Genomic DNA, 13,051 nt, shown 5'->3' on the forward strand with positions numbered 1-13,051 from the left:
TAAAGTGACGCTTCAGGTAATAAGATCAATTAGACGTACGATAACTGTCTTAGGCAAAAGTCAACTCAGGCAGCTGATACCATTCGCCTGACATCCATTCGCCAGCTTTCCAGCGGAGCACATCCGCTCGTACCAACGGGAAAATCTCTTGAAAGAATTGCACTCGTTCAATATCGTTCATCGGTATAAATTTCTCAGCGGCTTCAATATCCGCTTCCAGCTCGCTCATTTTGCTCACGCCAAGAATAGCCGTGGAAACTGGCAAACTCCACGTATAACGAAGAGCCTGATGATACCAAGGAGCCAACTGACCAAGAGCCATCACCTTCATCCCAATGATAGCTACTCCCTTCTCAACTGCCAATGGAACAAACTCATGGGCGAAGCTGTAGATGAAGTGATCAAGTGCGGATAACGCCACAAGCGCACTGTCAAAAGGAAATCGGCGAATCGCCTCTGCCAGAAGACGTGGGTCCGTATGTCCACTGATGGAGAGCTTGCGAACCAGACCTTGTTCTTTGGCTTCGATCAACGCTTCAAGCGCGCCGCCTTTGGCAAAAATACTCTCCAAATCATGCGGCTGCATCACATTATGTACACGCCATTCATCTACGTAATCGGTTTGCAGACGTTTCAGGGAGGTTTCCAAGTCCCGCCACGCCAAATCTCTCGTTCTTCCGCCTGTCTTGGTCGCAATCGACACCTGATCACGCAAGCCTTTCAGCCCGAGACCTACCCTTGTCTCCGATTGCCCATCACTGTAGCTCGGAGCCGTATCGAAGTAGTTGACTCCCTTCTCCACAGCTCGCCTGATGATCGAGATTGCCTGTTCTTCTGTACAATCATGCTCGTCCACAATTCGCTGCGCGCCAAAGCCGAGCAGCGATACCTGCTTCGGATCTCTTCCAAACGGTCTGGTAATCATCTCTTCCATCCTTTCTTGAGTGGGCTTACGCAATATGGCTAGAAAAAAGAACGCCTATTGTGTAGACGTTCCCTCTCAGAAAACCAATTATTCACAGTACTTATCGTACGCTGTTGTTAAGAATGAAGAAATCGTTTGAAGATCATAATTCTCGATTTGATGACGTTCAACCATTGCTACCAATTTGCCGTCTTTCATCAAGGCAAAGGATGGAGAGGATGGCGGATAGCCTTCAAAGTATTCACGAGCTTTTGCGGTCGCTTCTTTATCTTGACCGGCAAACACCGTGTAAAGATGATCAGGCTTTTTCTCATGGTTCAAGGAATGAGCAGCCGCTGGACGAGCTAGACCAGCCGCGCAACCGCATACGGAGTTGACGACTACCAAAGCAGTTCCTTTCATGTTGGACAATACTTGATCCACCTCATCAGGTGTGCGAAGTTCGGTGAATCCGTGACGAGTCAACTCATCACGCATCGGTTGAATAACTTGAGACATATATGCTTCATATGACATCATAGGATTTTTCTCTCCTTTAATTGAGATTTATTATCTATTATACCCTCATTTACTTAATTGGAGAATGGCGGAACTGCAGTAAGCTCGATTACACTTCCATGAGAATCGTAAGAATCATCGGGTTGCGGCCAGTCTTCTCAAAAATATATGGCTTGAGCACCTGATTAATTTGCGATTTTAATTCCGACCACTCTTTTACTTTTCTCGATAAGGCTTCGGAAAGGGTCTTCTTCACGATCTCCGTCGCCTCGGTAATGAGCGATTCAGAACCTCGCACGTAGACAAACCCGCGGCTGACGATATCAGGACCGGTCAGGATTTTGAAGTTTTTCATATCGATACTAACCACCACCACAAGCAGTCCATCCTCAGCCAGATGCTTGCGGTCACGCAATACGATGTTACCAACATCACCGATACCGCTTCCGTCAATGAGAACCACGCCCGCAGGCACTTTGCCCATCGATGTTTTTTCTCGTGTACAACGGAATACATCGCCGTTATCCATAATGAAGATATTTTTTTCGTCCACACCTGTTTGAATCGCCAGCTTCGCATGCGTCTTCAGCATCCGATATTCCCCGTGAATCGGGATGAAATAACGCGGACGAATGAAGTTCAACATCAGCTTCAGCTCTTCGGAACTGCCGTGACCAGACGCGTGGATATCAAATACGGAACCGTGAACGACATTCGCTCCCGCGCGGAACAGCTTATCAATCGTCCGGCTTACGTTGACCGCATTCCCCGGAATTGGAGAAGCTGAGATAATAACCGTATCTTGCGGATAGATTTGCACCGATTTGTGAGAGCCGGATGCGATGCGCGTCAACGCCGCCATCGGCTCACCCTGGCTTCCCGTACAGAGAATGAAGACTTGATTATCGGAATAGTTGTCGATGGTTTTGATATCAATCAGCATTCCTTCAGGCATCTGGATATAGCCCAACTCCTGCCCAATCATGAAGGCTTTTTCCATACTTCTGCCGATCACGGCAATTTTACGGTTGGTTTCCATGGCCGCGTCAACTACCTGCTGCAAACGATGGACATTGGACGCAAACGTTGCGAGAATAACCCGTCCTCTGGCTTTCTCGACAACATCCATGATTCCTTCGCCAACCGCACGTTCGGACATGGTGTAGCCGGCGCGCTCACTGTTGGTACTGTCAGACAAAAGGCACAGCACATCCCCTTGACCCAGTTTGGCCAGCTTCGCAAAATCAGAGGAAGGTCCCACTGGCGTCATATCAAACTTAAAGTCCCCTGTGTGCACAACCGTTCCTTCCGGTGTCTCAATCGCAACCCCGAAGGAGTCAGGAATACTGTGGTTCATCCGGAAAAAGGAAACCTGCAAATTCTTAAAATTAAACACACTATCATCGTGAATGGTAACAATCTCTACGTCGTTTAAGAGACGGTGCTCCTCAAGCTTGGATTTAATCAGCCCCAAAGTAAGTCTTCCACCATAAATCTTCGGTCTGATTTGCTTCATTACATAAGGAATGGCGCCAATATGATCTTCATGACCATGTGTGACAAACAATCCCTTGATTTTATCCTGATTCTCTACCAGGTAGCTGATATCCGGAATGACAAGATCAATCCCAAACATCTCGTTCTCTGGGAATTTCACCCCTGCATCAATGACGATGATCTCGTCTTCATACTCGACGCAATACATGTTTTTACCGATTTCACCTAAACCGCCTAAACCAAAAATTTTTACCTCGCTCAATTGGATTCCTCCTGCGCATTTCTTTCTCTGTATATTATGTGTGAAAAACGTCTCGACGTTTTTCATAAAAGTGGATATGACCGCAAGCGGTCAAACAAAACGGTCATGACCGTTTTGTTTCTACTCTTTTGCTAACCGCTCAATATCAGACACAATTTCATTTATGTCCATGCCTGCTCCCATCCCATACATTTTTCGGACATTTTTATCCTTATCGACGAGAAACGTCCGCATTGTATGAAGATAAGAACCATCCGGCAGCTTCTCTACTCCAATCCCGAATTGATCCGTCACTTGCTTGATAGCGGATTCGTCTCCGCGTAAGAAGTACCAGCCGCCACGGTCCGCATGAAATGCGTCGGCGTAATGATCCAACACTTGGGCCGTATCGATTTGAGGATCAAAGGTAACGGAGAGAAACGCCACGTCAGTTCCAAACAAACCTTGCTTCTTCAATTCTTCCTGAAGGGTTGCCATCACATTGGAGGTTGCCGGACAGATATCCGGACATTTGGTATAAATGAAAGAAACCAATCTCACCTTGCCATCCAGTTCTTTAAACTGAAACGGTTCGCCAGACAGATTCTCCAACGTAAAATTCTCGATGTGCTTGACAAAGGGCAGGCGGGTTGCTCCCCACCACAGCTGATAGGAAACCGTTGCTACGATCAAGAGAATCAAGACACTGGCCAACATGACAAACCAGTACTTACTCCAAAAACTCCTGGGACGTTCGAGTTGATGATCAAGTGACACCAAGCTTCTCCCCCTATTCTTTTATCGTAGCAGAAAAATCAAAGAACCGCTTCTTATGGGATTGTCCATCGGGTTGATCCCACTCCAGTTGAACGCTCCAAAGCCCTTCCATCATAATGTTCGGTCCACGCCCATGCCATTTGCCATCGGCTTCGGGATGGAGCTCCTCTTGGCTGTTCCCATGATCCATTCCTTCCATGGAAAAATGAAGGATCGCTTGTCCATCATGCATTACCTGCTTGCTGTCATCTGTAATTGTGACCAGATAGTCATTGGGGCCAACCTTCCCGGGGGACATCTCCACGGTAGCGGTATACTCTTTGCTCGTTGCTTCCAAATGGATCGACTTGTTTTCCCGGGAGGAATCTTGTCCACATCCACTTACCACTATCGCAAGCAAGCTCATCACGAAGACAAGTTTCTTCATCAGACCACTCTCCCATGTGTTCAAAACTTTCACACGTTTATTCTTATATGTAGAAAAACTCGGCAATTGCCGAGCCTTGTGCGCCTATTCCTTCACGATATCTCCTTGCCAAGCCAGCATTCCGCCAGTCATATTGGCCACCTCGAATCCGTATCGTTGAACAAATTCCGTCGCGCTCCAGCTGCGGGCGCCGCTTCGGCACACCATAATAATAGGAGTTGATTTATCCAGTTCGTTCAACCGATCTGGAAGTGTTCCCAATGAAATCAGCTTCGCCTGTGCGATATGACCCTCGTTCCACTCATACACTTCCCGCACATCGATAATTTGCATCTTTTCTCCCCGCTGGATGAGCGTCTCCACCTGTTCAGGCAGGATTTCTTTTACTTGATTATCCATCTAAATTCGTTCCTCCTACTGACAAACCCGAGTTAAGTACCGTGCCTAGAAAGCGATTACCTTATTGTAGCATATTTTGAGGTGAATCCCCAACTAGGCAAGACAGTTTTGGCTATTTGCCCTGAACGTATTTCGCGTCAAACAGGAATAGTCTCATCAACAAAATCAGAGAGGGAACCAACAAACACAAGCCAGCAATAAATCCGACCACCAAAGCAAATCCCATCTCCGGGCTTGTAATGCTGTCCGTAATCGTGATGTACGGGTACAGCAGATACGGCAAATGTGAGATTCCATAGCCGAAGAACGCGCACGCAAATTGAAGCATCACGAAGACGAAGGCCCATCCGTAATTCCGCTTTTTCAGAAGAAGCGACAACGCGACAAGAAAGCATCCGAACGAAAGAAGAAAGAGCCCACTCGTGTCCAGCATCTTCGCAAAATGCTCCGAATTATGCTTTCGAATAGAGAGGAACACGAGAAAGCTGGCAAAGATCGTCGGCAGACTCCAGCCGATCGCGAACGAACGCAGCAAAGTAGTCGCTCCTCTGTCCTTGGCTTTATTCGCGTAATACGTCAGAAAGCTTGCGCTGATAAACAACACGCTGACGATGGCTAGTAAGACAACCGCCCACGAGTAGGAGTTCGTGAAGAGCTGGCGCATCTCCAGAATGACCTGCCCCCCTTCGACTCGGATGAATCCACCCTCAGAAATCGTGAGGACCGTTGCCAATGAAGCAGGAATGAACAAGCCCGTTACCCCATAAATAAATTGATAAACCGTGCTGTTTCTCGCACCGTAATGATCAAACGCATAAAACGAGCCCCTCAGCGCCAATAAAACAAGCGCGATACTGCCTGGCACGAGCAAGGCTGTTCCATAGTAATACGCGGTATCCGGGAAGAAACCGATCAGACCGACGATAAAAAAAATCAGAAAGACATTGGTTACTTCCCAGACTGGAGATAAATAACGGGCAATCACGTTATTGACCAATTGGTCGCGCTTGATCAGCCTAGAGTAGAAGGAGAAAAACCCCGCCCCAAAATCAATCGAAGCGACAATGATATAGCCGTACAGAAAAATCCACAAAACCGTTATCCCAAGCAACTCCAGGTTCATCTTCTGTCCCTTCCTTCCCGCTATTGCTGATTTGGACCAGCCAACTCCTGCTCGATTGGTGATTTCTTAAACATTCGGATCAGGATAGACGTCACGAATATCCCCAGAAACGTATAGAGAAGAGCGAAAAGAACCAGCATTTGACCTACGTGAGGAGCAGTTGTCGCGGCCTGGTTCGTTCGCATAAAGCCAACCAGAATCCACGGCTGTCTCCCTACCTCCGTAAAAAACCAGCCCAATTCAATTGCCAGCATAGAAAGCGGAGCCCCCCAGAGGATTCCGTACAGGATAGTTCTGGGCATCTTTTTCTTCCTCCACAAAAAGAAAAAGTACCCTAACGGAACAATGACCATATACGAACCAATGACGATCATCCCGTCAAACAAGTAATGAATGTACAAAGGCGGTCGCTCATCTGGAGGAATGTCATTTAGCCCGATGACCATGCCCTGAAACGAGTTGGTGGCGAGAAAGCTAAGCAGATAGGGGATCGTCACCCCGTATCTTACTTCCTGCTTCGTTGGATCATAAATCCCGCCAAAGATGAATTCCGCTCCCTTTTGCGTCTGAAAATGCCATTCAGCTGCGGCAAGCTTTGCCGGTTGATACTCCGCCAGGTATTTGCCGGAAATATCTCCCCAGACAGCCGTTCCGACAGAAAAAGTCAAGGCAAGCACCATTGTCAACGTCAGAGCCTTGCGATAATACTCCACGCCTCTCGCTTTTAATAGCTGGAAAGCGGCGATACCCGCCAAAGCAAAAGCCGAAGTGGCGTAGGCGGAGAGAATCACATGACCCGTTTTGGACGGAGTTGCCGCATTAAACATAGCCATGATTGGCTGAACATTATGGATGGCTCCCTTCACCAATTCAAACCCCTGTGGCGCATTCATAAACGCGTTCACGGTGGTAATAAAAAAAGCGGACATCGTGGAGCCGATCACAACGGGTATTGAAAATATCCAGTGTATATACGGGTTACGAAAGCGATCCCACGTATACAAATAAATCCCCAGAAATATGGCTTCAAAGAAAAACGCAAACGTCTCTAAAAACAAGGGCAGCGCAATCGCTTCACCCGCTACCTTCATAAAGCTTGGCCACAGCAAGCTTAATTGAAGACCAATACATGTACCTGTCACAACACCAACGGCAACCGTCACCGTAAATCCTTTGGCCCACCGTCTGGCCATCATCCGGTACAGCTTGTCGTTCTTACGAATACCAATCCATTCGGCAATCGAGATCATTACGGGAACCCCAACGCCAAGAGTGGCAAAAATAATATGAAACCCAAGCGTAAACGCCGTCAGGATTCGCGCGAGCATAGCAGTATCCAGTCCCATTATTCACCCTCCTACAGTATTTGGTATTTCCTGTATGGCAAATTTTATCACAATCCATTCGTTTTTAATTTTAACAACGTGAATATAGTGTGAATGAATCGAGTCGAATTGGTGACGGAAGCGATGTTCATTCTTTTTCAGTTATTCAGTTGACAATTCCGACAAGACCGCTTAGAATTAAGTCATTATCAGAACATACCCAAATTTCATACAACTCATCAAGAGTGGTGGAGGGACTGGCCCGATGAAACCCGGCAACCGGCATGATGTCATGCAAGGTGCTAAATCCTGCAGAATCACTGTGATTCTGAGAGATGAACGAAGCGACTTTGTGTACGCGCCTTCTTCTACTCAGAAGAAGGCTTTTTCATTTTCCTGACTTGAGTAGGTTTTAAGAGGCTTACTTGAGCGGGCCAAAAAAGGAGAGATGACGATGGCAGACCAACAATGGAAAGCAGAAACACTTGCGTTGCATGGAGGACAAGAGGTAGATCCTACAACAGGATCTCGCGCGGTGCCGATTTATCAAACCTCATCCTATGTATTCCGTGACGCTGAGCACGCCGCTAATCTGTTTGCACTGAAGGAATTCGGCAATATCTACACGCGCATTATGAATCCTACCCAGGATGTATTTGAAAAGCGTGTCGCTCTATTAGAAGGAGGCGTAGGCGCATTGGCCACCGCTTCCGGTCAGGCGGCGATCACCTTCGCTATCCTGAACATCGCCGGAGCAGGAGACGAGATTGTGTCTTCCAGCAGTTTGTATGGCGGAACCTACAACCTCTTTGCCAACACTTTGCCGAAGCTGGGAGTCTCGTTTCATTTTGTCGATCAATCCAATCCTGACAACTTCCGCGAAAAGATCAACGAGAAGACCAAGGCGCTCTTCGTTGAAACGATTGGCAACCCGAAAATTAACGTTGCGGATATCCAGGCCATTGCGGATATCGCCCATGAACACGGTATTCCCTTGATTGTCGATAATACATTCGCTTCCCCTATTCTCTGCCGTCCAATAGAGCATGGCGCAGACATCGTCGTTCACTCCGCAACCAAGTTTATTGGCGGACACGGCACCTCCATCGGTGGAGTTATCGTCGATTCCGGCAATTTCAACTGGAACAACGGCAAGTTCCCGGGACTGACCACACCTGACCCAAGCTACCATGGTGTCGTTTACACGGAAGCGGTTGGCAATCTGGCGTATATCATCAAGGCTCGCGTCCAGCTTCAACGTGATTTGGGTGCGCCTTTATCCCCTTTTAACTCGTTCCTGTTCCTGCAAGGATTAGAAACTCTCCACCTGAGAATGGAGCGCCATAGCCAGAATGCTCTGGCGGTAGCCAAGTTCCTCGCGGAGCATCCGGCAGTCGAGTGGGTCAATTACCCGGGACTCGAAACGGATACTTACTACCCGCTTGCTCAAAAATACTTACCTAAAGGTCAAGGAGCCATTCTGACGTTTGGGATTAAAGGTGGAGTCGAGGAAGGCAAAACCTTGATCCAATCCGTCAAACTCTTCTCTCATCTGGCCAACGTGGGAGATTCCAAATCCTTGATTATTCATCCGGCCAGCACCACTCACCAGCAGCTGACGGAAGAAAATCAAATCAAAGCGGGTGTCAGCCCTGAGATGATTCGCATCTCAGTGGGTACAGAGGCGATTGAGGATATTTTGGAGGATTTGGATCAGGCGTTGAAGGTAGCGGTGAAATAAAGAAGAATGACACAAAAACCCCCTTTTCGTTCTCGAAATGGGGGTTCAGTGTGACAGTAGCTTCATTCTGTTTAAACAAAAAATCCAAGGGGGAGAGGTTTCTCCACCTTGGATTGATATGTCCTTATTTCTTTACGCCACCAGTTTGAGTACCTTCAAGAATCATGGTCATGTTCACACCGTCGCCTTGGAAGCGGTTTTGATCTTTGCCATCATCTTCAAATTTGATACCGATGTAGATCTTGTCTTTATCTCCTGGTTTCAAATTGAAGTTTTGAGTCCACCAGCTGCTGATGTCCAAATTGCCCATTTCTTTGAATTCTTTCAACGTTTTACCATTTTTCGGGTTGAGAATAACACGTTCTGGGAATGGTATGTTAGCATCGTCGCTCTTCAACAGATATACTTTGAGGTTGTTATCAAAGTTGTCAGTACCGTTATTGTTGCCTTGATCGTTCACTTGGTAATCCATGCTCATGAGCAGTTTGTTTACATCAAGGGTTCCTTGGTTTTCTACAGTGAAGGTTCTTTCCATCCAGTCACCTGGTTTCAAGTTTTTCACATCAAACACTTGCGCAGTTGGTTTTCCAGCGATTTTCATTGTACCAGCAGCGAATGTGTTGTTCTCAATTTTATCAGTGGTGTTAAACCATGCAAAAGTTCCTCCACCGATTAAAGCCGCTCCCAAACCTACTGATGCCAAAGTTAATGCGAATTGCTTTTTCAAATTCATCGTAGTACCTCCACCTTTAAATAATTTTTATTTATGATGACTTGAAGCTTGGTAACAAAGCGGATAGCCATATTACCAACCCACAAGGTATCACCCAATTAGGGCCATTCGTTTTACACTTGCGTTTTCGCTTCGTTAGCCGCTTCCTGTTGTTTCATTATTCTAAACAATTTGATTATTTGGCTGATGATGAGATACAACCCAGGACCTGCCAGGAAGAGTAGCATCCCTAATTTGGACTTGATAAACTCGATCACGTATCCTGCATAGGGGACTGAGTATTGTACTTTACCGATCACGCGATCTTTTGATACTGGAGAGGTATCCTTCCCGTCATTGGCATCCCCTTTGGTTATCAACTGTCCATCTACAATGTCGATAACACGGTGAGTGATCGTTCTTTGTTCCAAGTCCTTAAAAGTGACGATATCCCCTTTATGGATGTCTGAGAATTCAACTGGCTTTACAGCAACGATGCTACCTGTATTGAAGGTCGGTGACATGGAGCCGCTTAGTACAACCATAATGTCATTCCCAAGCAGCGTCGTCTTGCCTCCATTCATCTTTCCTACGAAGAGGAAACAACAAAGGGCAACAATGAGGACCAACAGCGTTGTCGTTAGTACAGATAAGATTTTTTTTACATAGATCACAGATTTACTTCCCTCACTTTCCTTCGTTCCGGCTTGCGATCGTGCCGTTCACAGTTTTTATTCTACGGGTTTTTCATGGGCTTAACTTCCTGCATCAGGTTGAAAAAGAATAGATGGACTGTATGGTATTCATGTACGACTTTGCTTCCCATCACCTCATACCAAAGTAGGAGAATCATCCCTACACGCACGAATTAGTAACCAAGAACTCTTTATCGATGATGGCAGCAGAGCATTAGATGAACAAAAAAAGGAACTGACGGCGACATGCGATCAGCTCCTTACACCCCTTACCTATTTAGTCGATAAGAATTGGCGGTTTATCTCCGTTCTCCTTACGATTGATTCCTTCAAATTGTGTTCCCTCCAACATGAAGGCGACCTTGATCGAATCACCTTGGTACTTGTTCTGAAGGTAAGTTCCATCTGCATTTTTCTGATCGTTATTTACGAAACTCAGTTTTATTTCAATCACATCATTATCAGGCTGCTGTGAACCCGGTTTGGGATTTAGCAGGTTGCGATAGGCAATATCAAAGCGATCGGTTTTGCATAATTCATAAAGATCCTTTAACGTAACGGAACTCTTCCCCACTCTCCATTTCAGCTGTCTAAGCAGATCCATATCACTGGTGTTGTAAGGAGAATCCGCTTCTGTGCGGAATACATCGATTTGATACTGATTAAGGTAATCGAGAGCGCTGGCTTTACGATCTCCTGGATTATTCGTATTTTCTTTTCCGTTTGAATCTTGCCCTTCATGGAAATCCTTCATCGGATCGAAATTAAGACTCATTAATACTTCTTTAATATCCAATGAACCTGTGTTGATGATATTAAAGCGTCTCGTCATATAGTCCCCTGGCTTTAGGTTAGACAAGTCAAAATTCATTTGATATCCATTAACAGCCGCCACTTTCATGTCAAGCGTACCTGCCTCAAACTTATTTTTTTCTATGGCCTGCGTACTGTTAAACCACGCAAACGTCCCGCCTCCAACTAGCGCTGCTCCCAGTCCTAATGAAGCTAATGTCAGCGCGAATTGTTTTGTTAAGCCCATGGTTTGTTTCCTCCTTGGTTATTAGTGTCCAAACATATGCCTATAAAACTCATTGTAGTTGTCGTGAGCTTTTTCAGCTTCATTCATCAAGCTGAACATTATGCGATAAGCGGTGGATTTCGGCGTACAACTTATCTCCAGCCTTATCATCCTGAAGGCGGATGCTGGAGGTAGCACTCGACACTTATAGAACAGGAAAAGCCCTTTGAAGGTATCGTTACTCTTCAAAGGACTTTTAGTTTTTGCTTTTGGTCCCATCAGGAGGATTAGGGGATGGCATTGGGACAATCACCGTTCCAAGACTATTCTCTGTCTTCGGTGAGGTTTCAGAGTCGTTCTTGGGTGCTGATTGTTCAGGGTTAGTCACAGGTTCTGGGTTAGTCACAGGTTCTGGGTTAGCGGGAGGAGTTGGGGTTGTCGGATTCGTCTCTTGTACAGGCGGCTGCTGTACATCAGGTTTGGTTTCCTCCACAATCGTGTCCTCATTATAGTGGGTGGCCAGAATAAGAGGTATTTTCAGATCATAGAACCCCCCTAGCGCTTGAACATGCATCTCACCTTTTAGCTGGGAGGATTTGAACTCAACAGAATTGATCGAATGAGAAATGCGGAACACCATCCTCGCTGAAGAATCAGAAGTATTCGGCAGCTGGGCCGCTTCTACTTTCACTGTGCCTTCAGGGAATCCGTTTATCTTGAAGTTACTGACATCTAAGCTGAGGTTAGGACGTTGGGGAATGAATATAATGACTTGAGAGCCAAGTGACACATTGGTATTTGCCTGTTTGCTTTCTTTAGAAGATCCGTCACTCTGCTTTTCTTTTTTTATCTTGATATTTTTCTTGACGGTCGTTTCTAGCCTGATCGGCTTGTTATCTACTTCGAATATATCGTCGTTAGTTCCAAGGGAGATAGGAGCCGTATAGCTTTTTTCACTGGTAAGAAAGGACAAGGTGGTATCAAAAGGAAGACAGTAGTAGAGAGAGGCCACGACAGCTGCATAAACAGTCCATTTCTTCATGTACACTTCCCTCCTATCCTCCATAGACAGCGTTTGAAGTTGCCTGTTTTGCCAAGAATCGTATGGATACTTGGGCATTTAAACCCTGAAAGGATGCATCGAGCCCTTTTTCAGGTACATACACAGTAATCACAAATTTTTTGTCTGCATCGTTTTTGCTCATAGAATCCTCAGTCGTATTTTTGGGAGCTACTGTTCCCTCTACTGGCGATAGTTGCTGAATGGGTCCATCAAAAATGACTTCACCGCTTCTTTCCACTCTTATGCGCAGCACAGCAGCCAGTTTCTCGGCAGACCCTTGCTTTGCTCCGTCTTCTACTGTTGCGACGATCTTATAAAGAAAATCTAGATCACTACTCCCTTTGGAGAGGGTCGCTTCTAATCGTCTCGCATCCCCTGGAATCATTTTAGATAAGTTGATCGCTTGATTTCCTCCTTCAATCACCGTCCACTGGTTACCAAAATAACTGTGAGAAATATCGAGCAGCCCTACTGAGAACTCATGCCCTACATCTTTTACTTCGTTCCACATCCAGCTGTAGGTTGTAGTTGGCTGCCCATATAAAGCGACGGCAACTCCGAAGAGAAAAACGCCACTAATCCATCGGTCTCTGGTTTTCAACGCCGTCTG

Annotated in this window: 14 protein-coding genes and 1 riboswitch; of the genes, 1 reads left to right on the top strand and 13 read right to left on the bottom strand. The window is 46.2% G+C overall.

Annotation, left to right across the window (positions count from 1 at the left end; translation table 11 throughout):
* Positions 1-49: 49 nt before the first annotated feature.
* From ACQCN2_RS22035 to ACQCN2_RS22070, 8 genes are all read right to left on the bottom strand, one after another.
* Positions 50-925: an aldo/keto reductase gene (locus ACQCN2_RS22035; RefSeq protein WP_426931117.1), complete on the bottom strand. Its 876-nt coding sequence runs from the start codon at positions 923-925 to the stop codon at positions 50-52.
* A gap of 87 nt (positions 926-1,012) precedes the next feature.
* Positions 1,013-1,444: a BrxA/BrxB family bacilliredoxin gene (locus tag ACQCN2_RS22040; protein ID WP_426931118.1), complete on the bottom strand. Its 432-nt coding sequence runs from the start codon at positions 1,442-1,444 to the stop codon at positions 1,013-1,015.
* 88 nt (positions 1,445-1,532) lie between these two features.
* Positions 1,533-3,182, bottom strand: a complete 1,650-nt coding sequence (rnjA, locus tag ACQCN2_RS22045; RefSeq protein ID WP_426931119.1) for a ribonuclease J1 — start codon at positions 3,180-3,182, stop codon at positions 1,533-1,535.
* 120 nt (positions 3,183-3,302) lie between these two features.
* On the bottom strand, positions 3,303-3,938 hold the full coding sequence (locus ACQCN2_RS22050) for an SCO family protein (protein WP_426931120.1): 636 nt from the start codon (positions 3,936-3,938) through the stop codon (positions 3,303-3,305).
* Between the two features lie 13 nt (positions 3,939-3,951).
* The gene (locus ACQCN2_RS22055; RefSeq protein ID WP_426931121.1) at positions 3,952-4,365 is read right to left on the bottom strand and encodes a FixH family protein; all 414 of its coding nucleotides are present in this window, start codon (positions 4,363-4,365) and stop codon (positions 3,952-3,954) included.
* Positions 4,366-4,449: 84 nt separating this feature from the next.
* A complete protein-coding gene (locus ACQCN2_RS22060) occupies positions 4,450-4,764 on the bottom strand; it encodes a rhodanese-like domain-containing protein (protein ID WP_426931122.1) in 315 nt (104 codons plus the stop codon).
* 112 nt (positions 4,765-4,876) lie between these two features.
* The gene (locus ACQCN2_RS22065) at positions 4,877-5,887 is read right to left on the bottom strand and encodes a cytochrome d ubiquinol oxidase subunit II (RefSeq protein ID WP_426931123.1); all 1,011 of its coding nucleotides are present in this window, start codon (positions 5,885-5,887) and stop codon (positions 4,877-4,879) included.
* Between the two features lie 20 nt (positions 5,888-5,907).
* Positions 5,908-7,233: a cytochrome ubiquinol oxidase subunit I gene (locus tag ACQCN2_RS22070; protein ID WP_426931124.1), complete on the bottom strand. Its 1,326-nt coding sequence runs from the start codon at positions 7,231-7,233 to the stop codon at positions 5,908-5,910.
* A 212-nt stretch (positions 7,234-7,445) separates the two neighbouring features.
* Positions 7,446-7,554: riboswitch (SAM riboswitch) on the top strand.
* Positions 7,555-7,666: 112 nt separating this feature from the next.
* On the opposite strand from ACQCN2_RS22070, the gene ACQCN2_RS22075 reads away from it, so the two are divergent.
* Positions 7,667-8,953 carry a homocysteine synthase gene (locus ACQCN2_RS22075; protein WP_426931125.1) on the top strand — a complete coding sequence of 429 codons (1,287 nt, stop codon included), beginning with the start codon at positions 7,667-7,669 and terminating at the stop codon, positions 8,951-8,953.
* Positions 8,954-9,077: 124 nt separating this feature from the next.
* Here ACQCN2_RS22075 and ACQCN2_RS22080 read toward each other — a convergent pair whose 3' ends face one another.
* The 5 genes from ACQCN2_RS22080 to ACQCN2_RS22100 all read right to left on the bottom strand — a co-directional run bounded on the left by ACQCN2_RS22080 (position 9,078) and on the right by ACQCN2_RS22100 (position 13,042).
* Positions 9,078-9,686 (bottom strand): TasA family protein, encoded by a 609-nt coding sequence (locus tag ACQCN2_RS22080; RefSeq protein WP_426931126.1) that lies wholly within the window; start codon positions 9,684-9,686, stop codon positions 9,078-9,080.
* Positions 9,687-9,799: 113 nt separating this feature from the next.
* Positions 9,800-10,339 carry a signal peptidase I gene (locus ACQCN2_RS22085; RefSeq protein ID WP_426931127.1) on the bottom strand — a complete coding sequence of 180 codons (540 nt, stop codon included), beginning with the start codon at positions 10,337-10,339 and terminating at the stop codon, positions 9,800-9,802.
* A gap of 298 nt (positions 10,340-10,637) precedes the next feature.
* On the bottom strand, positions 10,638-11,399 hold the full coding sequence (locus tag ACQCN2_RS22090) for a TasA family protein (protein WP_426931128.1): 762 nt from the start codon (positions 11,397-11,399) through the stop codon (positions 10,638-10,640).
* Positions 11,400-11,634: 235 nt separating this feature from the next.
* A complete protein-coding gene (locus tag ACQCN2_RS22095; protein WP_426931129.1) occupies positions 11,635-12,420 on the bottom strand; it encodes a hypothetical protein in 786 nt (261 codons plus the stop codon).
* Positions 12,421-12,433: 13 nt separating this feature from the next.
* Positions 12,434-13,042: a hypothetical protein gene (locus ACQCN2_RS22100; protein WP_426931130.1), complete on the bottom strand. Its 609-nt coding sequence runs from the start codon at positions 13,040-13,042 to the stop codon at positions 12,434-12,436.
* Between the last annotated feature and the right edge of the window lie 9 nt (positions 13,043-13,051).

This window comes from Brevibacillus ginsengisoli (assembly GCF_050113715.1).
Lineage (GTDB): Bacteria > Bacillota > Bacilli > Brevibacillales > Brevibacillaceae > Brevibacillus_H > Brevibacillus_H ginsengisoli.